Genomic DNA, 20,001 nt, shown 5'->3' with positions numbered 1-20,001 from the left:
GGGCCCTCACGCCCTACGTCAGGACCAGCCACCGCCGGCCGTCGAGGAGTTCGCGTGCCGCGTCGAGGTGGCCGGCGTGGCACGCGGTCTCGGTGATGACGTGCAGCAGGACGTCCCGCAGCGTGTGCAGATGCGGGTCGCCGAACTGCTCGTGGGGCCACCAGGCCAACGGGGCGTCGGCCGTGGCCGTGGTGATGACGGCGTCCGCGAGGCGCGTCTGCGCGCGGTACAGGTCGAGGACCTCGGCGGCGTCGGCGTCGGGGGCCACCTGCCAGGCGTCGTCGATCTCGGCGAGGGCGGCGATCACGGCCGGGTCGCCCGTGAACACGGCGCGGAACCAGAACCGTTCGACGTCGAGCGCCAGATGCCGGACGAGCCCCAGACAGCTCCACCCGGACGGCAGCACGGGCATGTGCAGGGCCTCGGCGTCGAGCCCTTCGAGGATGCCGAGGACATGGCGGCGCTGCCCGTCCAGGGATGACAGGAGGGCGCGGATCTCGGCGCCCGGGGACTGTGCCGTGTCCGGGGCCTCGGACGGGGCGTCGGACGGGGCTTGTGCCGCGGTCATCGGGCGATCTCCCGGATGTGGCCGCCCGGGTCGCGGAAGCCGGCGGTACGGATGCCCCAGGGCCGGTCCACGGGCCCGTTGAGCAGCGTCACACCGCGGTCGGCGAGCACCATTTCGGTGAACAGGGTGAGTGCGCTGATGCTGCCCGGCCAGTCATTCGGGCCGTTCGTTTCTGTCACGGCAGCAACGATCTACGAACGGCCCTGCTCTGTACAGGGAGTTGGAGCGGCCACCGCTCGCTCCATGCAGATCAGTCCCGCCCGCTCGTCCCACGGCGCGGTGACGACGAAGCCGAACCGCTCGTAGAGCGAGACGGCTCCCGTGCGCCACTGCCACACCGACAGCCGGACGGTGTGCGCCCCGCCCCGCGCGGCGTGTGCGAGCGCGGCGTCGAGCAGGGCGGAGGCAACACCCCGGCCGCGGGAACCCGGATCCGTCCACAGCCGCTTGATCTCCACGCGCCCGTCCACGGGGGCGGTGACCACGACGCAGCCCGCGGCGGTGTCACCGTCCTGCGCGACGAGCACGGCGGCGTCGGCGAACGCGCGGTCCGGATCCTCGGCCTCCGCCCGGTACCGGTCGGGCAAGCCGGCCGCGTCCGCGACGGGCCGGCCCTTCTCCGCCTCCGTCTGCAGGTGGTAGTCGGTGAGCAGGGCCGACAGCCCGTTCACGCTGGAGAGCGTGTGCGCCGGAGGCCGGACGACGGAAGGGACGCGTCGATCGTTCATGGAGCAAGGATCACATGCGGCCGCGGCGGGCCGCGGCGAGGCCGAAATCAGGTGTACGGCCCCGGGCGGGCGGCGGGAGGATGGGGCCATGTCCTCCACCACCGTTGCCCCGGACCCCGCCGCCGCCCGCCGCAGTCTCGAAGGCCTTGCACTCGGGGACGCGTTCGGCGAGCGGTGGTTCCCGCTCTTCCGGCAGCCCCGGCAGGCGTACAACGAGATCAGGGCGCGCCGCACACCGCACGAGCCCGTGTGGCACTGGACCGATGACACCGCCCTGGCGCGTGCGCTGCAGCGGGTGCTCGACGACCACGGGCATGTCGAGCAGGACCGGCTCGCGCTGTACTTCGCGCTCGCCTTCGAGGCCGATCCGGCACGCGGGTACGGCCACGGCATGCACCTCCTGCTGCCCGAGCTGCTCACGTCCCCGGCCGACTGGCGGACGCTGGCCCCCGAGCTGTTCGAGGGCGGGAGCCTCGGCAACGGTGCCGCGATGCGGGTCGCCCCGCTCGGGGCGCGATTCCACCGGGACGTCGACCACGCGGCCGAACAGGCCGCGCGGCAGGCGGAGGTCACCCACGCCCATCCGGAAGGGATCGCGGGCGCGGTGGCGGTCGCCGTGGCGGCGGCGATGGCGGTGCGCGGTGAGTTCACGCTGGCCCGGGTCGCCGGTCGGACCCCCGCGGGGGCGGTGCGGGACGGACTGCTGCGGGCCGTGGACGTACCGTTCGACACCGAGCCGTGGAAGGCCGCCGACCTGCTCGGCAACGGGCAGCGCATTCGCTGCGACGACACCGTGCCGTTCGCCCTGTGGACCGCGGCCCGCCATCCCGACGACCTGGAGGCGGCGCTCTGGGCCACGGCCGAGGGGCTCGGGGACGTCGACACCACGTGCGCCATCACCGGCGGGGTCGTCGGCGCGGTCACCGGGGTCGAGGGGATGCCGGCCGAGTGGCTGCGACGCCGCGAGCCGCTGAACTGACGGAGCCGGCTGACCGGGCTCCGCCGCCGGGGCGCTGCCCGCCATCGCCGTCCGTCAAGGCCGTACGGGGCCCAGCGCGTCCTCCACCGCACAGGCCATGGCGAGCAGCGCGGCGTCCGCGCCGGGTCGCGCCACCAACTGGAGCCCGACCGGGCAGCCGTCCGGGGTGAATCCGGCGGGCACGCTCGCCGCCGGATGCCCGCTCAGGTTGAACGCCCAGGTCAGCGCGGTGGAGAAAAGCTCGCCCGGACCGTCGTGGCCGTGCGGGCGGTTGGGGGTGACGGGCGTGAGGAGCAGCGGCGTGCCCGCGAAGAAGGCGTCCAGTCTGCGGTCGTTCTCGCGCCGGACCTCCCCGAGGTGCGGCGGCACCTCCCCGATCCGTACGGCCTGCCAGGCCGCCCCCGGGTCCAGCAGCTCGCAGCCGCCGTCCGCGAGCCGCACCACCCCCGCTGCGGCCAGTTTCCGTACCGCTCCCCGCACCACCGCCGCCACCTCCGGGTCGACGTCCGCGAATCCCAGGTCCGGGCTGTAGACGGCGCGCAGGGGCAGTGCGGCCGTTTCCGGCCCGTCCCCGTAGCCGTCCCTGTAGGCGTCGTCGTCCAGGACGCAGCGCAGATAGGCTCGCGCCTGCGCGGCCGTCCGGGTCAGGACCCCGGCCGAGGCGAGGCCGGAACGGTCGGGGGAGGGCAGCAGCCCGTTCGTCGTCTTCAGCCCGAACACCCCGCACCAGGCGGCCGGGATGCGCACCGACCCCGCCCCGTCGCTGCCCGTCGCCAGCTCCACCAGATCCGCCGCTACCGCCACCGCCGAGCCCGCCGACGAGCCGCCCGGCGTCCGGTCCGGCCGCCACGGGTTGACCGTACGTCCATGGGCGCCCAGTCCCCAGGTCTTCCAGTGCGTGCCGGGGCCCGGTACGGAGGTCGAGCCGACGGGGACGCCACCGGCCGCGACGATGCGCCGGGCGGCGTACGAACGGATCCCGGTGGGGCCCTTCACCGCGAACGGCAGCCCGGCCAGGGGGAGCCGGGCCGCCGCCGGCAGCCGGGCGAGCGCCTCCTCGCGCCACACGTCGGTGAACGCGCAGAGCCGCGGGTCCTCGCGCGCGATCGCGGCCAGCGCATCGGAGGCCGCCGCATCCCTGAAGTCCGTCACCGGCTCAGTCTTCCCGGTCCGCGTCCCCGGAACCCGTCACCGGCTCAGTCGTCGAGCGCGGCCTCCATCACCGAGCGGGCGATCGGCGCGGCGCTTCCCCCGCCGCTGATGTCGGCCCGGTCGGCGGCCGCGTCCTCGACGACCACGGCCACGGCGACCGCCGGCCTCGCCGATCCGTCCGCCTGCGCCCAGGAGATGAACCAGGCATACGGCGTACCGGAGTTGTCGATACCGTGCTGGGCCGTACCGGTCTTGCCGCCGACCGTCGCCCCGTCGATCGCCGCATTGGTGCCGGTGCCGTCCTGCACCACGTCGACCATCATCTGCCGCAACTGCGTCGCCGTCATCGGATTCATCGCCCGGTGGTACGAACGCGACCCGGTGGTGCGGACGGTGGAGCCGCTGTGTGTGGTCGTACGGTCCACCAGGTGCGGGCGCATGAGGTCGCCGCCATTGGCCACGGCCGAGGCCACCATCGCCATCTGGAGCGGGGTCGCCGTCGTGTCGAACTGGCCGATCGAGGACAGGGCCAGCTGGTCGTCGCTCATCTCCGTGTCGAAGTTGCTCTTCGCCACCCCGGACGGGATCGTCAGCCCCGTGTCGTTGAAGCCGAACCTGCCGACCGCCTCCACCATGCCGTCCAGCCCGACCTCCACCCCGAGGTGCGCCATCACGGTGTTGCAGGAGACCCGGATCGCCTCGGCCAGCGACGCCTGCTCGCAGCCGCTCGCCTCGTTGGGCAGCGTGGTCGAGGTGCCCGGCAGGACGTAGGGGGAGGGGGTGTCGGTCTCGGCGTCCGGATCGTTGACGACGCCGGCGTCGAGCGCCGCAGCGGCCGTCACGATCTTGAACGTGGAGCCGGGCGGATACGTCTGCCGGATCGCCCGGTTGAGCATCGGCTGGCTGGTGGACGCGTTGAGCTCGCGCCAGGCGTCGGTGACGGACGAGCCGGTGCCGGAGAGCCGCCCGGGGTCGTACGACGGGGTCGAGACCAGGGCCAGGATCTTGCCGGTCGTCGGCTCGATGGCGGCGACGGCGCCCCGGCGCCCGCCGAGCCCCTCGTAGGCGGCGCGCTGCATGGAGTCCTTGATCGTGGTGACGACGTCGCCGCCCGGCTGCCTGTCGCGGGTGATCTCGTTCCAGAACGGGAGCGGCGCGAGCATGGGATCGGTGCCGGAGAGGATCGAGTCCTCGGCGTGCTCGATCAGGGTGGTGCCGTACGTCTGCGAGGCGTACCCCGTCACCGGCGCGTACAGCGGGCCGTTGCGGTAGGTGCGTTCGTACGCGAGCTGCTCGCCGGTGTCCTTGGAGCCGGTGACGGACCGGCCGCCGACCAGGATGTTGCCGCGTGGCTGGTCGTAACGGTCGATCGTGGTGCGGCGGTTGGCGGAGTTGTCGTCGAGCTCGTCGGCCTCGAAGACCTGGATGCGGGCGGCGTTGACCAGAAGTGCCACGAGCAGCAGCAGACAGAACGCGGCGGCGTGGCGGATGTAGCGGATCATGTCCGGGGCCTCCGGGCGGTCGACGGGTGCGGGATCACAGCTCGTCCTCCAGGGCCGTTGCGACGACGCCGGTCTCGACCTCGTCGGGGTGCGGTCTGCGGGCCACGTCGCTGAGCCGGATCAGGAGCGCCACGATGATCCAGTTGGTGACCACCGAGGAACCACCCTGCGCGAGGAACGGCATCGCCATGCCCGTCAGCGGGATCAGCCCCATCACCCCGCCCGCGATCACGAACACCTGGAGCGCCAGGATCGAGGCGAGGCCGATGGCGAGCAGCCGTCCGAACGCGTCGCGCAGGGCGAGCCCGGCCCGGTAGCCGCGCGCGACCAGCAGGGCGTACAGCATGAAGAGCGCGGTCAGCCCGGTCAGGCCGAGCTCCTCGCCGGCCGTCGCCAGGATGAAGTCGGACTTGGCGGCGAAACCGATGAGGATGGAGTGGCCGAGCCCGAGACCGGTGCCGAGCATCCCGCCAGCGGCGAAGGCGAACAGCGACTGGGCGAGCTGCCCGGGGCCCTGGCCTGCGTCGATGGAGGCGAACGGGTCGAGCCAGTCCTGCACCCGGCTGTGCACATGCGGTTCGAAGGAGCCGACCACGAACGCGCCGACGGCGGCCAGCAGCAGCCCGACGGCGATCCAGCCGGTCCGGCCGGTCGCCACGTACAGCAGGATCACGAACAGACCGAAGAACAGCAGCGAGGTGCCCAGATCGCGCTCCAGGACCAGGACGCCGACACTGATCAGCCAGATCGCCACGATCGGGCCGAGCACCCGGCCGGTGGGCAGCTGGAGTTTCCAGATCCTGCGGCCGGTGTACGCGAGGGCGTTGTGGTTCGCCGCGAGGTAGGCGGCGAAGAACACGGCAAGGAGGATCTTGGCGAACTCGCCGGGCTGGAAGGAGAATCCGCCGACCCTGATCCAGATCTTGGCGCCGTTCACCGCGGGGAAGAAGATCGGCACGATCATCAGGACGAGGGCGGCGGCGACGGAGAGATAGGCGTAGCGCTGGAGGACCCGGTGGTCGCGCAGGAACACCACCACGGCGATGAAGAAGGCGACGCCGAGCGTGGACCAGATCAGCTGGGTGGGCGCCGCCTGGTCCTTCGGCGTCTCCAGGTCGAGCCGGTAGATCAGCACCAGGCCCACACCGTTGAGCAGGACGGCGATGGGCAGCAGCAGCGGATCGGCGTACGGGGCGCGGAAGCGCACGGCGAGATGGGCGAGCAGGGCGAGCAGTCCGAGTCCGCCGCCGTATCCGACGACGTCGGGCGGGACCGCGTCGTCGTGGGCCAGGCCGACGGCCGCGTAGCCGTAGACGGAGATGAGGACGGCCCCGATGAGGAGCGAGAGTTCCACGCCGCGCCGCTTGGGCAGGCGCAGCTCGGGCGGGGGTGCGTCCACCGTCGGTGCGGTCATGCCAGGCAACGTAGCAAGAGGTGGGTGTTATTTCCCTTATGTCATGGTGTGGGAGTTCGTGGGTCCGGAGGCCGACGGGCCGTCACATGCCGGTGGGGGAGTGCGGCGGCTCCTCGTCGTCGTGGTCCAGGTGTACGTACTCCGGCAGCGTCAGCCGGGCCACCGCCCCGCCGTCCGGGGCGTTCTCGAAGGCCAGCCCGGCGCCCATCACCTCCGCCTGCCCGACGGCGATGGTCAGACCGAGGCCGTGGCCCTTGGTGCCGCCCTCGGTGCGGAAGCGCTGCGGGCCGCCCGCGAGCAGATAGTCCGGGAAGCCCTCGCCGTGGTCGCGTACGGTCACCACCGGCCCGTCGACCGTCAGCACCACCGGCGGCCGGCCGTGCCGGTGCGCGTTGGCGATCAGATTGCCGAGCACCCGTTCCAGCCGCCGTTTGTCCGTCTCGACCCGCACCGGCGGCCCGTCCCCGGCGACCCTGACCTCGGTGCCGGGGCCCGAGGCACGCGCCACCCGCTCGGCGAGCGGCGCCAGTTCGTGCACATCGAGATCGACCTGTTCGGTACGTGCATCGAGCCGGGAGATCTCCAGCAGGTCCTCCGTCAGCGCGCGCATCGCCCGGACCCGGTCCTGCACCAGCTCCGATGGGCGGCCCGGCGGCAGCAGTTCGGCGGCGGCCGACAGACCGGTCAGCGGGGTGCGCAGCTCGTGCGCCACATCGGCGGTGAAACGCTGTTCGGCGACGAGCTTGCGCTGGAGCGTCGAGGCCATGGTGTCCAGCGCTCCGGCGACGATCGCCACCTCGTCCTGCCGCCGGGAGGGGTCGGCCGTGCGGGGGTCGTTGACCCGGGCGTCCAGATCGCCCGCGCCGATCCGGCGGGCCACCCGTGCGGTCTGGTGCAGCCGGCGGGTGACCCGGGTGACGGAGAACGCGCCGACGAGCAGGGTGGCGCCGATCGCCAGGAGCGAGGAGCCGACGATCGCCCCGTCCATGCCGTTGATGACGCGGGCGCTCTGGCTGTAGTCGATCTGCGTCGCCAGGGCGTGACCGTCGGCCGGGGCCGCGGCCCACATCGTGGGGCGGCCGCGGTGGTCGGCGACCATGGTGCCGCGCTCGCCGCCCGCCGCCAGGGCGCGCAGCGGCTCGGGCAGCCCCGGCGGATCGATCCCGGAACGCGGCGGCAGGGCCCCGCCCGCCTCGTAGGCAGCGGTGACGTCCTCCAGCCGGGCCAGCGCCTTCTCCCGGGCGTGGCCGACCGTCTGCCGGGTGACCGCGGTGTGCACCAGCACGCCCAGCAGGGCGGCGAGCACGCAGCACATCACGGTGATGAAGACCGCGGACTTCCAGGTGAGCGTGGCGGTCCAGGCGGGCAGGCGCAGCCGCCGGGGGCGCCGGGACCGGGTCGCGCCGGTCCGCCGGCCGCTCACCGGCGCTCCGCGGTGACGACCGCCGAGGGGGCGGCGGTGGGCGCTGCGGTACCGGGTGCCGGGGTCGCTCCGGTGGTCGGCACCGCGGAGGGCCGGGCGGAGGGGCGGGCGGTCTCGGTGCGCCGACGGCCCGGGTCGGCTCGCGGGGTCATCCGCAGGATCTCGTCCTGCGTGGGCAGCATGGCGCGCTGCTGGTCGTCCCAGGACCAGGCCGTGCGGTACTCGTACCCCGTGATGGCCGACGGTGCCCGCATGATCAGGTCCCGGCCGGCCAGCTCCACGCTGATCACGGCGTCGGAGGTCGACATGATCCGGGTGAGCCCACTGGGTTCCGGCATGTAGACGCGTACGGAGAGCTGGCGGTCGGCCAGCTGGATGCCGAGGACCATCTCGTCCCGGCCGTCGCCCGTCAGATCGCGGAAGTACGGCTTCATCACCGGGCAGGACGCGGGCGCGGTCCGGCAGGCGTTGATCCGCCGTACGGTCTCGGCCGGGAGCGCGGCCGTGCCGCTGGACCGGTCCGGACGGGCGTTCAGCCCCGCCTGCACCACCTCCACCGGGTCCAGCCGGTGCACATCGCCGCCCGGGACGGTGATCCCGGGGATATGGGCGGTCTCGCCCTCGCCGTAGTCGTACGGGGCGGCGGAGGCGGGCGGCAGCTCCGGCCAGAGGCGGGCGGGACCGATGGCGGCCGGGGTCCGTCCGGCGCTCTTCAGCTCGCCGCCGGTGCCGCAGCCGGCCAGCAGCGCGGCACCGGTGAAAGCCGCGACGGCGGCAGCCGTGCGGCGCCCCGTCCGGTGCTGCGGACGCATGTCTTCCTCCCGTTCCGACGGCCGGCCGGGCCGGACCGCACGTGCCTGCGCACGGCCCCGGCTCCGTAGACCTTATTCGGAAGGAAGTGCCTTATGCGTATTTACTGCTGATACGGGTTCTGGCCCTGCCCCTGGCCCTGAGCGCCCGGAGCGTATCCCGGCTGCTGCTGGGACTGACCGAAGGGGTTCTCGCCCTGTGCGGCCACGTGCTGGGCCAGCAGCTGATCGGCCTGCTCCTTGGGGATCTTCTGCTCACCGCCGCAGAAGGTGCACTGGGTGGCGAACTTCGTGGAGAAGGGGAACAGCGGCACGAAGAACAGCGTGAACTTCGTCACCCGCTTGCGCAGGGTGTGCGCGGCCGGATTCCCGCACCAGCCGCAGACCAGCGTCAGGACCGCCAGTTGGTAGAGATAGCCTCGCGTACCGAAAATGATCATGTTGTGGGTCCCTTCCCCGTATTCCCCAGGAGCGCCCGGCGGCAGAGCGCCAGCAGCTTTTCGTCCTCGTATGTGTCGTGGCTGCCGTAGCCGCCGTCCATCGCGTTGTGACGGCGTACGGAGGCGAGCTCGGCGTGCAGCACGTGTGCCGCGTCCGACCCTGCACCAGCAGCCCCCGTCCGCGCCAGGCATTCGGCCACCCGAACCCTGACATGACGGTTCTTCTCCCAGGCCGTGAGGAGTACCGGAACGGACTCCTCGGCCCGTCCGGAAACCTCCCACAGAGCGATCGCCGCGTCCACCCGCAGCCACAGCTCCTCGTGCCGCAGCAGCGCCCGCAGCCGCGGCGCCGTCACCGCCGCGTGTGCGCCGAGCCGGCCCAGCGCGCTCGCCGCCGCCCGTTGTTCGCGCGCGTGCTCCGCCTGGAGCCCCTCGATCAGGACCGGCAGCACCGCCCCGGCGTCCCCGTCGACCGCCCACAGCGCCTCGGCCGCCTCCGTGGCCCCCGCCGTCCCGGGGCGGCGCATCAGTGCCCGCAGCTCCGGGACCGCGCAGTGCGCCGCCGGCCCGAACGAGCCGAGCGCCCGCAGCGCCGCCGTACGCAGCCACTCGCCCCGGTACTCCGGTGCCCCGCGCAGGATCCGCAGCACATCCGGCGCCGCCTCGCCCGCCCGGAGCGCGGTCAGCCCGGCGAGCAGCGGACTCGCCCGGTCGTACGCCTCCTCGTCCAGCCCGACCTCGCTCAGCCGGCGGCGCAGCACACCGGCCAGCGGCGCGGCGGCGGGCCCCAGATACCCGATGGCGAACCCCACGTCATGCGGCACCTCGGGCCGCTCCAGCGCCGCCGCCAGCGCGGGCACCGCGCGTGCGTCGCCCAGCCGGGCCAGGGCCTTCACCGTGCTGCCCAGCCCCGGCGGCCCGCTCGCCCACTCCTTCACCCAGGCGCCCGGATCCGCCGCGACCCGGGCCGCCAGCGCGTCCGCCGCGGGTGCGGCCAGACAGAAGAGCTCCTCCAGGACGTGTGAGGCGGCCTCGGCCAGCTTCGGCTCGTCCGAGGTGAGCTGCTCGCCCACGAGCCGGACGAGCTCCTCGTAGGAACCGCGCCAGGCCCGGATCAGCCCGCTGCTCATCCGGACGGCGTCGATGCGCTGCCCCGGGTCGGGGCTGCACAACTGATCGGTCAGCAAAGCCGTCCGGTCGGCGACCCGGTCGTCGAGGCCCACATGCAGGGTGCGCAGCAGATCGGCCGTCCAGGGCGCGGTACGCCCGGTCCGCTCCTCGGCCGACACGGCCCGCAGCTGCCCCACCAGGGTCACCGGTGCGGCCTCGGCGGCGGGATCGGGATCGCCCTGCGCCCCGATCGTCCGGCACCCCGGCTCGGGGGCCTCCGCGCTTTCCGGGACCTCCGCACTCCCGGGGACACCGGGGACCCCGGAGGCCTCGGGGGCCTCGGGGGCCGAGCGCAACTGCCGCAGCAGACCCGCCACCACCCGCACCACGTCGCCGGGCAGCGCCTCGGGCGCGCACCGCGCCAGCTGGGCCAGGGCCGCCAGCCGCAGCCCCGGCGGATTCGCCTCGGCGGCCAGCCGGCTCAGCCAGTCGGCGATCCGCCCGGTCAGCAGACCATGGCGCAGCGCCACCCGCCCCGCGGCCTCGACCAGGGCGAGCCGCACCTCGTCGTCCGGCTCCACCGCCAGCCGCTCGCGCAACAGGGCCAGCACGCGGGACGGACTGCCGTGCAGGGTGGCCAGCGCCAGCGGGGCGGAGACCCGCACCCCCGGGTCCTCGTCGGCCATCAGCGCGAAGAAGACCCCGGCACCCGCGCTGACGGCGGCCGCCGCCATCGCGTAGTTCGCCGCACCCTCGGCCTCGTCCTCGGCCCCGCAGATGTCCTCCTCGTCGATGTCGATGCCGCCGATGCTGGTCAGCAGCTCGACGATGCCCCCGCGGTCCGGGACCGCCGGATCGACGACCAGCTCGAAGAGGAAGGGGATGCAGGCGAGCGTGCAGGCATAGACATCACCCTGGTGGTGGACGGCCCCGTACATACCGTCCAGCGCGGCCTCGCGCTTCGACGGATCGGCGGACGCCAGGCCCTGAAGCAGCCCCGGCACATCATCGGCAGGCCCGTAGGCATGCTCCATCGAGGCCCAGTCGACCTCGTCGATCCCCGCGAACACGCCATCGCCTCCCCACGGTTTCCCACGAAGCAGTGTCTGCGCAGAGTGTGCACCACCGCTCGGACAATCCGCCCGCCCCCTCCCGCCTTTTGCCCTTGAACATGACAATGCCTGCGGCGATGCGGTATGTCCCGGACACGGAAAGCCCTACGGACTGTCCGGAATCGGCCGTCCCCGGTCCGGCTCGGTGAGCGGTGCGAGCAGATCGCCGTACCGCGCCAGCCGCTGCGCCATGTCACCGGCCAGGAAGACCAGCTCCCCGGGGCTGCGGCACTTCTCGATCTCCGCCCAGGTGACCGGCGCGGACACGGACGGCTCGGCACGCGCGCGCAGGGTGTAGGGGGTGGCGGTGGTCTTCGCCGCCGCGTTCTGGCTGAAATCGACGAACACCTTGCCCGGCCGCAGTGCCCGCCTCATCCGGTGCACCACCAGATCCGGAAGCTCCCGCTCCGCCTGGACGGCCAGCTCCTTCGCGTACGCCGACACCCGCTCGGAGGCGGTGGGCTCCAGCGGTACGAGCAGATGCAGCCCCTTGGACCCGGACGTCTTCCCGTAAGCCTCCAGTCCGTCCGCGGCGAGCCGCTCCCGCAGCCAGAGCGCGACCGTGCAGCACTCCACGACCGTCGCGGGTGCTCCCGGGTCCAGATCGAACACCATCCGGTCGGCCAGCCCCGGGGTGTCGGCCCGCCACTGCGGGGTGTGGAACTCCACCACCAGGTTGGCCGCCCACATCAGCGAGGCGAGGTCCTGGACGACGACCTGCCTGGCCTGCTCCCTCTCGTGGTGCGGCACCGGGGCGGTGTGTACCCAGGACGGCGTACCGGGCGGTGGGTTCTTGGTGAAGAACAGCTGCCCGTCCGGCCCGTCCGGATAGCGCAGGAAGGACAGCGGCCGGTCCCGCAGATGTGCCAGCAGAGCCTCGGCCGCCGTGGCCGCGTAGTAGTGCAGCACCTCGCCCTTGGTGGTGCCGGTGGCCGGATACAGCACCTTGTCCAGGTTGCTGAGCGACAGCCGCCGCCCCTCCACCACTGTGATCGGCGTCATACGATAAGAATCACACGAAAAATGGATGAGTACGGGCATAACGGATGTAAGGGGTGACCGGTGAGGTCCATATGGAACGGCGCCATCTCCTTCGGGCTGGTCAGCATCCCGATCAAGCTGGTCAACGCCACCGAGAACCACGCGATCTCCTTCCGGCAGGTCCACGTCACCGACGGCGGCCGCATCCGCTACCGCAAGGTGTGCGAACTGGACGGCGAGGAGCTGACCGCCGCCGACATCGGCAAGGCGTACGAGGACGCGGACGGCTCGCTGATCCCGATCACCGACGAGGACCTCGGCGCGCTGCCGCTGCCCACAGCCAAGACGATCGAGATCGTCGCCTTCGTGCCGGCCGACTCCATCGACCCGCTCCAGATGGACGCGGCGTACTACCTCTCCGCGAACGGCGTGCCGGCGGCCAAGCCCTACACCCTGCTGCGCGAGGCGCTGAAGCGCAGCCAGAAGGTCGCCCTCGCCAAGTACGCGCTGCGCGGCCGGGAGCGCCTTGGCATGCTGCGGGTGGTCGACGACGTGATCGCGATGCACGGCCTGCTCTGGCCGGACGAGATCCGGGCTCCCGAAGGGGTCGCCCCGGAGAGTGACGTGTCGGTCCGGGACGCCGAACTCGACCTTGCGGACGCCCTGATGGACACGCTCGGCGAGGTCGACATGGAATCGCTGCACGACGACTACCGCGAGGCGGTCGAGGAGCTCATCGCGGCCAAGGCCTCCGGCGAGACCCTGGAGCCGGCCGCGGCCGGTGAATCCGGCGGGAAGGTCATCGACCTCCTCGCGGCCCTGGAGAACAGCGTCCGGGCGGCGAAGGAGGCCCGCGGGGAGGGCGAGGCGGGCGAGGCGGACGAGGAAGGCGAGGAAGGCGAGGAAGAGGCGCAGGTCGCGAAGGTCACCTCGATCGCCGACCGCAAGCCGTCCGGCTCCACCACCCGTAAGACCCCCACGGGCAAGTCGGTGTCGCGCGCCGGATCCGGCGGGGCCCGGAAGACGGCTTCCTCCTCGCCCAAGCCCTCGGGGGCGAAGAAGTCCACGGCGAGTACGAGCAAGCCGGCGGCGAAGAAGACCGCGTCCAGCGGCCGGTCCGGCGCGAAGAAGGCGGCGTCGAAGACCGGTGCGTCCAAGAAGACGGCGGCCAAGAAGCAGAGCGGGACCAAGACCGCCTCGCGCAAACGGGCCTCTGCGTAACGAGCCGGCCGTCACGGGGCACTGTGCCCCGTGACGGCCGGCTCGCCCCGTCACGTACCGCAAGGCTCAGCGCCTGCGGTACGAGCTCACATAGCCGGAGGCCGGCGTACCGACACCCGTCACGTCGTCGTAGCCCCGCACCGCCGACAGCGAGGCGTCCTTGCCCAGGCTGCGCACCGAGGTCCGCAGGCCGTCCGCCGCGTCGACACCGTTGACGAAGTCCACCCGGGCGACCGCGAGATCATGGCCGGCACCCAGCGGGTGGTCCGTCACGTCGTGGTACGCCTTCGTGTGGGAGCGGGCGTAGATCGCCGGGTTGGCGAAACCGATCGGACGCCCGCGCTGCGCCTGCTGCGCCAGGGCCTGGACACCGGCGATGACCGGCGCCGCAAGCGACGTACCACCGATGCGGTACTCGTCGTACCCCAGCGATCCGTCCGGCAGCGTCTGGGTCTGGCCCACCAGGAAACCGGTGTTCGGGTCCGCGACGGCCGCGATGTCCGGGGCCGTGCGCATCCGGGTCTTCCCGTTCGCCTTCGCCAGCGAGTCCGGCACGGTGCCGCGCTGGTAGAACGGCTGCTTCACGGTGGAGCTGGTGCCGCCGCCCGCGCCCGAGGTGTAGGCGCCGGGGAAGCCGGTCCAGCTCTTGCCGTCCGCCGACAGGGGAGCGTTCGTCGTGCCCCAGCCGGTCTCCCACTTGTACGTGTCGCCCTTGCCGACGGCCAGGGACGTACCGCCGACCGAGGTCACCCAGGCGGAGTTGGCGGGCACGTCGATCTGCTTGGTGCCGGTGGACGCGACGTTGTCGCCGTTGTCGCCGGAGGAGAAGTAGAAGCCGATGCCCTCGACCGCGCCCATCTTGAACACCTGGTCGTAGGCGAGCGCCAGGTCAGGGGTCTGGTTGGCCTCGACGTCGCCCCACGAGTTGGAGACGATGTCCGCGAGCCGGGAGTCGACGACCTTGTTCAGCGAGTCCAGCAGGTCGTTGTCGTAGCAGGACGCGCCGCCCACGTAGACGATGCCGGCATCCGGCGCGACCGCGTGCACGGCCTCGACGTCGAGGGTCTCCTCGCCGTACCAGCCGGAGGCCCCGCACTCCTCGGTCTTCGTGTAGTCGTCCGGCAGCACCTGGCTGAGCTGGCCGTGCCGGTAGGGCGCGTCACCGTTGCGCTTCGCGTACTCGGCGGCGTCCTGCGCGATGGTGGGGGAGGCGTACGCGTCGGTGATCGCGACGGTCACTCCCTTGCCGGTGTAACTCCCGGCCCCGTACGCGGCGCGCAGCTGCTTGCCGGTGTACCCCTTGACCGCGTAGGGCACCTTGGCCCCGTACGCGCTCGGCAGGGTGGAGGCGGTCTTCGACCCGAAGTAGGAGGAGAACGGGCCGGAGTTGCGGAACACCGCGTCCGGCGGCGGCAGCACCTCGTCGTGGCTCGACCTGTGCGGTGCGTTGTCCAGGCCCGAGACGGCGAGTACGACATCGCTGAGCGCGGCGGGCACGGAGGCGGTGGAGGCAGGGGCGCGATAGGTCCGGCTGCCCTTGCGGTAGTTGTGCAGCTGGGTGCTGAACGCCTTCTCGGTCCGGGCTACTTCACCGGTGGCCGAGACGTAGTGCTGGTTGGCGCCGGTGACGGTCAGCCCGCTGGACTCCAGCCACCGGCTCACCCGGTCGATCTGGTCCTGGGTGGCCCCGAACCGCGCCTGCGCCTGCGTGGCGCTCAGGTACTTCCCGTACGACGGCGACTGCGGGTCGGAGACGGCTGCCGCGTAGGCGGCCAGCCCCTTCGCGTCCCGCCCGGCGAGGTGGACCCGGACGGCGACCTTTCCGCTGTCGGCCGTTGCTCCCCGGTCGGCCGTGGCGGTGGCCCAGGCCGGTTTGGTGCCCTGCAGCGCGTCCCGGCCGCTCGGCGCGGAATCCGCGCTGGCGTTGGGTATCCCGAGAGCGAGCGCACCGGCGAGCAGTGGCAGTGTCGCCGCCATGCTCAGCCCGGCGCGTCGTCGGGCGCGGCTGATTCTCAAAGTAACCCCCTGCGATGTGGGTCTCGCGTGTGGCGCATGTGCCGAATGATGTGCGCATGTAATGCGCCACTCTGGCGAGGAACGCCTCATGTATGGGGCATGCATTCACCAAGAATCAGCCAAGGTGGCCTGGACCACCGCCGGTTCGCGCCGAATCGGCGGGTATCGGGCACGTTGTCCGGTCACTCCTGACCGATCCGGATGACCGACGACAGGTCAGCCCGCGGCTGCCGGGTCTATCAGCCCGCTGCCGAAGGACGTCGAGGAGGTCACATACGTGCACCCGGTGTACCGGTAGCCGGGCTCGATCTTCGAACCGTCCGCGTAGCTGGTGGCATCGGCCCCGGAGCCGGCGGAGCCCTCGCGGTGCTTGTAGAGGAAGTGGTACTCGCCCGCGGGCAACCGCAGTGTCACGTGCGGATAGCTCTTCCCCGTGCTCTTGCACGCTCTGAGAGCCCCCGTCGACCAGGAGTACGACGTGCAGCTCCCGCAGCCCTTGATGGCCACCCGGCCCGTGACCGGCCCCGTGTAAAGAATCTCGACCCCGTCCGGGGCGTCGTTGGAGATGACGAGCTCCATCCGCGCACTGCCCGGCGCACTCCCGGGCGGCAGCCGCTTCCCGGCCTCCGGCCGGGTGTCGGCTATCTCCGCGGCGATCGCGATGTCCTGGGCCCGTCCCCGGCGCTTGTCCTTCCGGTAGGTGTCGGCGAAACCGGTCAGCGTCCTGCGCGCCTCACCGAACTCCTTGTCCTTGAACTCGTCCAGCCCGCAGGCGTAGACGCCGTCCCTGATTCCCCCGTCGGCGTCCTTGGTCAGCGCCGCGATGTCCTTGCCGGGCAACGAGGCCGTCGTCGCCCGCAGTTGGCGCAGCTGCTCCGTCGCCGCGCAGGGGTCGTCGCCGCGCACCGCGCCCGTCCGCGCCGCGATCTCCTTCGAGACGGCGGGCCCGACCTGCCCGGCCTGCGGGGACCCCGGGAACGTACGCAGCAGCTCGCCGAGCGCCCCGCCGCTCGCTCCCGCCGAGCCGTCCCGCAACTGCGAGACCCCGCACGCGTACAGGGAAATGGCCAGCGGCTCGTCGGGATACCGGGCCAGATCGCCCAGCAGCCCGGGATCGATCGAGTCGGGCACCGAACGCAGATAGGTCAGCGGCTCAATGGCCTCGCAGTGCTTCTTCTGTCGGTACGGCGCTGCTATGGCCCGGTAGTACGCGTCCAGCCGCGCCGGTACGAGCTTTCCGGCCCGCGATCCGGCATGGTCCTCACCGAGTTCGCGGTAGACGGCGAGCGCCGAACGGTAGTCCTGCTGAGCCGCCCCGAAGGGTTTGGCCGACGCCGCCTCGACCGTGCGGTTGCCCTCGTCCAGCCGGTCGAGCAGCATCTGCTCGACCGCCTCGTCCTGCGCGGAGCCGTAGTACACCGCACCGCCGGCAGGAACCGCCAGCATGACGAGCCCCGCTCCGGCCGCGACCACCGGCCGCCAGGACCCGCCCACCGCCGCGCGCCGCGCCGTCCACGCACCGTCGCCCGCGGCGACGGCCAGCGCGAGCAGATACCCGGTGACCAGGCCCCCGGACATGCCGTCGGGATCGGCGGGCAGGGCCGCGAGCAGCAGCCAGCCCGTCGCCACCCAGCACAGGAAGGCGCGGAACCACCGGCGCACCAGGACATACCCGAGCCCGAGACCGGTGAGATTGAGCAGGGCGACGGCCACCGCACGCACCACCGCACCGGGCGGCACCGGCCCCGGCGGCTCCGCGGGCGGCGGCCCGGACGGCCGGTCCGGGGGCACCCACCCGGGCGGCACCTGCCCCGGTGGCGGCGACTGTCCCGCCGACAGCGGTGCCCGTGCCGGCCGAGGCGGCACCGCCCACGTCCCGGACTCCGCGCGCTGCTGATCCCCCGACTCCATACGGTCCCCCCACCGTTGAGCCCCGACTCCGTCCCGATGAATCTGCCCACGTTCTTCACTGTCCACTCACATCCGAAGGGGTGTGAACCAGGGCGGAACTGGACACTCCGCACGCCCCTTGCGCCCCTTCGCGCTCCTTCGGGCGCCCGGATGCCCAGCCCCGGAACGCCCCGCCCGGTAGGGTGCGAGACACCGCGACTGGCGCGCATCCCCTCCGGGGGATGCTCAGTGGAATCGACCACGAGGGAGCGGTGCATCCCGGGCCTGCCCGGGTTCGTCATCGCCGGAGAGCCGTCCGCCTGGGCATCCGGGTCCACGCCGCAGCAACGCGGCCGACCCGGGAGGATCCCGTGACAGTGACCGCATCCGTACCCTCGCACCCCCGCCACCCCGCGCTGGCGGCAGCCGATCCGGAGCTTGCCGCGCTGGTGGCCGCCGAGGAACAGCTCCAGGCCGACACCCTCCGCCTGATCCCCAGCGAGAACTACGTCTCCGCAGCCGTCCTCGAAGCGTCGGGCACGGTCCTCCAGAACAAGTACTCCGAGGGCTACCCCGGCAAGCGGTACTACGAGGGCCAGCAGATCATCGACCAGGTCGAGACGCTCACCGTCGAACGGGCCAAGGCGCTCTTCGGCATGGACCACGCCAACGTCCAGCCCTACTCCGGCTCCCCGGCCAACCTCGCCGTCTACCTGGCCTTCCTCAAGCCCGGCGACACCGTGCTCGGCATGTCGCTCCCCATGGGCGGCCATCTCACCCACGGCTGGGGCGTCTCGGCCACCGGCACCTGGTTCAACGGCGTCCAGTACGGGGTGCGGCGCGACACGGGCCGTGTCGACCTGGACGAGGTCCGCGACCTGGCCCTCGCCGAACGCCCCAAGCTGATCTTCTGCGGCGGCACCGCCGTCCCCCGGGAGATCGACTTTGCCGGCTTCGCCGAGATCGCCCGCGAGGTGGGCGCGGTCCTGGTCGCGGACATCGCCCACATCGCGGGCCTGATCGCCGGCGGCGCGCACCCCTCGCCCGCCCCGCACGTGGACGTCGTCTCCACCACCACCCACAAGACCCTGCGCGGCCCGCGCGGCGCGATGCTCCTGAGCCGTGCCGAACACGCCCGCGCCCTCGACCGCGCTGTCTTCCCCGGCCTCCAGGGCGGCCCGCACAACCAGACCACGGCGGCCATCGGCGTGGCCCTGCGTGAGGCCGCCGCACCGGACTTCCGCACCTACGCCCACGACGTGGTGACCAACGCCCGCACCCTGGGCGAGGAACTGGCGGCCCGCGGCTTTGACCTCGTCTCGGGAGGCACGGACAACCACCTCCTCCTGATCGACCTCACGGGCAAGGACGTCCCCGGCAAGACCGCGGCCAAGGCCCTGGACCGCGCCGGTATCGTCGTCAACTACAACACCGTCCCCTACGACACCCGGAAGCCCTTCGACCCCTCGGGCATCAGGATCGGCACCCCGGCCCTGACTTCACGGGGCGTCCCCGCCTCGGAGATGGCCACGGTCGCGGGCTGGATCGACCGTGTGGTCACCGCGGCCCGCACCGGCGACGAGTCCACCGTCACGGCGGTCCGCGCCGAGGTGAAGGCCCTGATGGACGGGTACCCGGCGCCGGGGCTGCCGGTGGCCTGAGGTATGGGCGGGGCGGCACCGGGAACGCCCCGGTGCCGCCCCGCCCGGGCGCAACCCGCTCGTCACCGCTCGTGGAGATCCTTGGGGCGCGTCACCGGCACCACGGTGAGGAGATCGTCCAGTCCCTTGAAGTCATCCGGGTTCGTGGTGAACAGCGGAAGCTCCTCGGCGATGGCGATCGCCGCGATCATCAGATCCGCGATGCGCCGCCGCGGCTTGCGGCCCGCGCCGATCACGGCGGCGCAGACCCTGCCGTAGATACGGGCGGCCTCCACTCCGAACGGGATGGGATCGAACTCGTTCTCCGCCCGTTGCAGCACGTCCAGCCGCCTGGCCCGCTCGGCATGCTCGTCGTAGTCGGACTGTTCCTCGTTCCGCCGGACCTCGTGCGGTCCGGCGGAGAGCTCAGCCAGGGTGATGGCGCTGATCGCCATTTCTGTCGGCAACTCCGCAAGGTCGATCCACCGACGCAGGATCATGATGTTGGTGTCGAGCAGCCCCTGTCGGAAGGTGAGGGGCGACGGTACGACGTCGTTTTCAACGGGCATACGGGTCGTCCGTTCCCTGCTCGGCCGTACGGTCCTGATCGGCGCGGAAGGCGTCCAACGAGATATCGGGAGCGGTGCGGGACATGCCGGCGAACTCCTCGCGCGGGACGAACCTCCGACGCCTCCGCAAGGGAATCAGCTCGCCGATCTGGTGCCCGTCCCGCGTCACGGTGAACGACTGTCCGCCTTGGACGGCATCCATGATCTCGCGGGACCGGTTACGAAGATCGCGCTGGGTGATCTCTGGCTGGGCGCTCATGGGTCCACGGTACGCGAGGTGCGGCCGCCATGTGCTACCTGGTAGCACCGTGTGCGGGGGTTTCGGCAGCCCGAGGTTCTGCGGGCGACTCAGCCCAGCGCAGGCGCAGGCCGAAGGGCTGGCGCCGGATACCCGGAACCGCTGGATTCCGCAGTACGACGTGCAGGTCATGTCGGTCTGACCTGCAC

Annotated in this window: 19 protein-coding genes and 1 riboswitch; of the genes, 4 read left to right on the top strand and 15 right to left on the bottom strand. The window is 72.3% G+C overall.

From position 1 onward, the window contains the following. Nucleotides 1–13: 13 nt before the first annotated feature. From OG912_RS08495 to OG912_RS08485, 3 genes are read right to left on the bottom strand one after another with little or no spacing between them, the layout of a single operon-like run. On the bottom strand, nucleotides 14–568 hold the full coding sequence (locus OG912_RS08495) for a DinB family protein (RefSeq protein ID WP_327708832.1): 555 nt from the start codon (nucleotides 566–568) through the stop codon (nucleotides 14–16). Then, nucleotides 565–747: a hypothetical protein gene (locus tag OG912_RS08490; protein ID WP_327708831.1), complete on the bottom strand. Its 183-nt coding sequence runs from the start codon at nucleotides 745–747 to the stop codon at nucleotides 565–567. Before OG912_RS08490 ends, OG912_RS08495 begins: the two co-directional genes overlap by 4 nt. 12 nt (nucleotides 748–759) lie before the next feature. Continuing rightward, nucleotides 760–1,296, bottom strand: a complete 537-nt coding sequence (locus OG912_RS08485) for a GNAT family N-acetyltransferase (RefSeq protein ID WP_327708830.1) — start codon at nucleotides 1,294–1,296, stop codon at nucleotides 760–762. Between the two features lie 88 nt (nucleotides 1,297–1,384). On the opposite strand from OG912_RS08485, the gene OG912_RS08480 reads away from it, so the two are divergent. Then, nucleotides 1,385–2,275: an ADP-ribosylglycohydrolase family protein gene (locus OG912_RS08480; RefSeq protein WP_327708829.1), complete on the top strand. Its 891-nt coding sequence runs from the start codon at nucleotides 1,385–1,387 to the stop codon at nucleotides 2,273–2,275. A 54-nt stretch (nucleotides 2,276–2,329) separates the two neighbouring features. Here OG912_RS08480 and OG912_RS08475 read toward each other — a convergent pair whose 3' ends face one another. The 8 genes from OG912_RS08475 to ligD form a co-directional block, all read right to left on the bottom strand. Beyond that, nucleotides 2,330–3,427 (bottom strand): amidase family protein, encoded by a 1,098-nt coding sequence (locus OG912_RS08475; RefSeq protein ID WP_327708828.1) that lies wholly within the window; start codon nucleotides 3,425–3,427, stop codon nucleotides 2,330–2,332. A gap of 44 nt (nucleotides 3,428–3,471) precedes the next feature. Next, nucleotides 3,472–4,929: a peptidoglycan D,D-transpeptidase FtsI family protein gene (locus OG912_RS08470; protein WP_327708827.1), complete on the bottom strand. Its 1,458-nt coding sequence runs from the start codon at nucleotides 4,927–4,929 to the stop codon at nucleotides 3,472–3,474. A gap of 34 nt (nucleotides 4,930–4,963) precedes the next feature. Then, nucleotides 4,964–6,343, bottom strand: a complete 1,380-nt coding sequence (locus tag OG912_RS08465) for an FtsW/RodA/SpoVE family cell cycle protein (RefSeq protein WP_327708826.1) — start codon at nucleotides 6,341–6,343, stop codon at nucleotides 4,964–4,966. An 82-nt stretch (nucleotides 6,344–6,425) separates the two neighbouring features. Continuing rightward, entirely contained in the window at nucleotides 6,426–7,766 is a 1,341-nt protein-coding gene (locus OG912_RS08460) for a HAMP domain-containing sensor histidine kinase (RefSeq protein ID WP_327708825.1), read from the bottom strand. After that, nucleotides 7,763–8,578, bottom strand: coding sequence for a hypothetical protein (locus tag OG912_RS08455; RefSeq protein ID WP_327708824.1), 816 nt, complete (start codon nucleotides 8,576–8,578; stop codon nucleotides 7,763–7,765). The genes OG912_RS08460 and OG912_RS08455 overlap by 4 nt, the downstream gene beginning before the upstream one ends. A gap of 101 nt (nucleotides 8,579–8,679) precedes the next feature. Next, a complete protein-coding gene (locus tag OG912_RS08450; protein WP_326738753.1) occupies nucleotides 8,680–9,015 on the bottom strand; it encodes a zinc-ribbon domain-containing protein in 336 nt (111 codons plus the stop codon). Beyond that, nucleotides 9,012–11,195 carry a HEAT repeat domain-containing protein gene (locus OG912_RS08445; RefSeq protein WP_327708823.1) on the bottom strand — a complete coding sequence of 728 codons (2,184 nt, stop codon included), beginning with the start codon at nucleotides 11,193–11,195 and terminating at the stop codon, nucleotides 9,012–9,014. Before OG912_RS08445 ends, OG912_RS08450 begins: the two co-directional genes overlap by 4 nt. Before the next feature lie 147 nt (nucleotides 11,196–11,342). Beyond that, nucleotides 11,343–12,239, bottom strand: a complete 897-nt coding sequence (gene ligD, locus OG912_RS08440) for a non-homologous end-joining DNA ligase (RefSeq protein ID WP_327708822.1) — start codon at nucleotides 12,237–12,239, stop codon at nucleotides 11,343–11,345. Nucleotides 12,240–12,299: 60 nt separating this feature from the next. On the opposite strand from ligD, the gene ku reads away from it, so the two are divergent. After that, nucleotides 12,300–13,439 (top strand): non-homologous end joining protein Ku, encoded by a 1,140-nt coding sequence (gene ku, locus OG912_RS08435; RefSeq protein WP_327708821.1) that lies wholly within the window; start codon nucleotides 12,300–12,302, stop codon nucleotides 13,437–13,439. A 66-nt stretch (nucleotides 13,440–13,505) separates the two neighbouring features. On the opposite strand, the gene OG912_RS08430 is transcribed toward ku, so the two are convergent. Then, complete coding sequence (locus OG912_RS08430) at nucleotides 13,506–15,416, bottom strand: S53 family peptidase (protein ID WP_327713373.1); 1,911 nt, start codon at nucleotides 15,414–15,416, stop codon at nucleotides 13,506–13,508. Between the two features lie 255 nt (nucleotides 15,417–15,671). Then, nucleotides 15,672–17,168: a tetratricopeptide repeat protein gene (locus OG912_RS08425; RefSeq protein WP_327708820.1), complete on the bottom strand. Its 1,497-nt coding sequence runs from the start codon at nucleotides 17,166–17,168 to the stop codon at nucleotides 15,672–15,674. Between OG912_RS08425 and OG912_RS08420 the strand changes: the two genes are divergently transcribed. Continuing rightward, nucleotides 17,149–17,352 (top strand): hypothetical protein, encoded by a 204-nt coding sequence (locus OG912_RS08420; RefSeq protein WP_327708819.1) that lies wholly within the window; start codon nucleotides 17,149–17,151, stop codon nucleotides 17,350–17,352. The genes OG912_RS08425 and OG912_RS08420 overlap by 20 nt on opposite strands. 198 nt (nucleotides 17,353–17,550) lie before the next feature. Next, a riboswitch (ZMP/ZTP riboswitch) is annotated at nucleotides 17,551–17,678 on the top strand. Nucleotides 17,679–17,722: 44 nt separating this feature from the next. Further along, nucleotides 17,723–19,006 carry a serine hydroxymethyltransferase gene (glyA, locus tag OG912_RS08415; RefSeq protein ID WP_327713372.1) on the top strand — a complete coding sequence of 428 codons (1,284 nt, stop codon included), beginning with the start codon at nucleotides 17,723–17,725 and terminating at the stop codon, nucleotides 19,004–19,006. A 62-nt stretch (nucleotides 19,007–19,068) separates the two neighbouring features. Here glyA and OG912_RS08410 read toward each other — a convergent pair whose 3' ends face one another. Both OG912_RS08410 and OG912_RS08405 read right to left on the bottom strand, forming a co-directional pair. Continuing rightward, a complete protein-coding gene (locus OG912_RS08410) occupies nucleotides 19,069–19,554 on the bottom strand; it encodes a type II toxin-antitoxin system VapC family toxin (RefSeq protein WP_327708818.1) in 486 nt (161 codons plus the stop codon). After that, the gene (locus OG912_RS08405) at nucleotides 19,544–19,813 is read right to left on the bottom strand and encodes a type II toxin-antitoxin system Phd/YefM family antitoxin (protein ID WP_073727336.1); all 270 of its coding nucleotides are present in this window, start codon (nucleotides 19,811–19,813) and stop codon (nucleotides 19,544–19,546) included. Before OG912_RS08405 ends, OG912_RS08410 begins: the two co-directional genes overlap by 11 nt. Nucleotides 19,814–20,001 lie beyond the last annotated feature (188 nt).

The organism is Streptomyces sp. NBC_00464, assembly GCF_036013915.1.
In the GTDB taxonomy this organism is placed as follows: Bacteria; Actinomycetota; Actinomycetes; order Streptomycetales; family Streptomycetaceae; genus Streptomyces.
This window is presented reverse-complemented; position numbering and strand designations above follow the sequence as displayed.

Coding starts and splice junctions, on each gene's coding strand:
- OG912_RS08480 (WP_327708829.1), top strand. CDS start 1,385: ATGTCCTCCACCACCGTTGCCCCGGACCCCGCCGCCGCCCGCCGCAGT.
- OG912_RS08450 (WP_326738753.1), bottom strand. CDS start 9,015: ATGATCATTTTCGGTACGCGAGGCTATCTCTACCAACTGGCGGTCCTG.
- OG912_RS08470 (WP_327708827.1), bottom strand. CDS start 4,929: ATGATCCGCTACATCCGCCACGCCGCCGCGTTCTGTCTGCTGCTGCTC.
- OG912_RS08495 (WP_327708832.1), bottom strand. CDS start 568: ATGACCGCGGCACAAGCCCCGTCCGACGCCCCGTCCGAGGCCCCGGAC.
- OG912_RS08485 (WP_327708830.1), bottom strand. CDS start 1,296: ATGAACGATCGACGCGTCCCTTCCGTCGTCCGGCCTCCGGCGCACACG.
- OG912_RS08430 (WP_327713373.1), bottom strand. CDS start 15,416: ATGGCGGCGACACTGCCACTGCTCGCCGGTGCGCTCGCTCTCGGGATA.
- OG912_RS08455 (WP_327708824.1), bottom strand. CDS start 8,578: ATGCGTCCGCAGCACCGGACGGGGCGCCGCACGGCTGCCGCCGTCGCG.
- OG912_RS08465 (WP_327708826.1), bottom strand. CDS start 6,343: ATGACCGCACCGACGGTGGACGCACCCCCGCCCGAGCTGCGCCTGCCC.
- OG912_RS08410 (WP_327708818.1), bottom strand. CDS start 19,554: ATGCCCGTTGAAAACGACGTCGTACCGTCGCCCCTCACCTTCCGACAG.
- ligD (WP_327708822.1), bottom strand. CDS start 12,239: ATGACGCCGATCACAGTGGTGGAGGGGCGGCGGCTGTCGCTCAGCAAC.
- OG912_RS08405 (WP_073727336.1), bottom strand. CDS start 19,813: ATGAGCGCCCAGCCAGAGATCACCCAGCGCGATCTTCGTAACCGGTCC.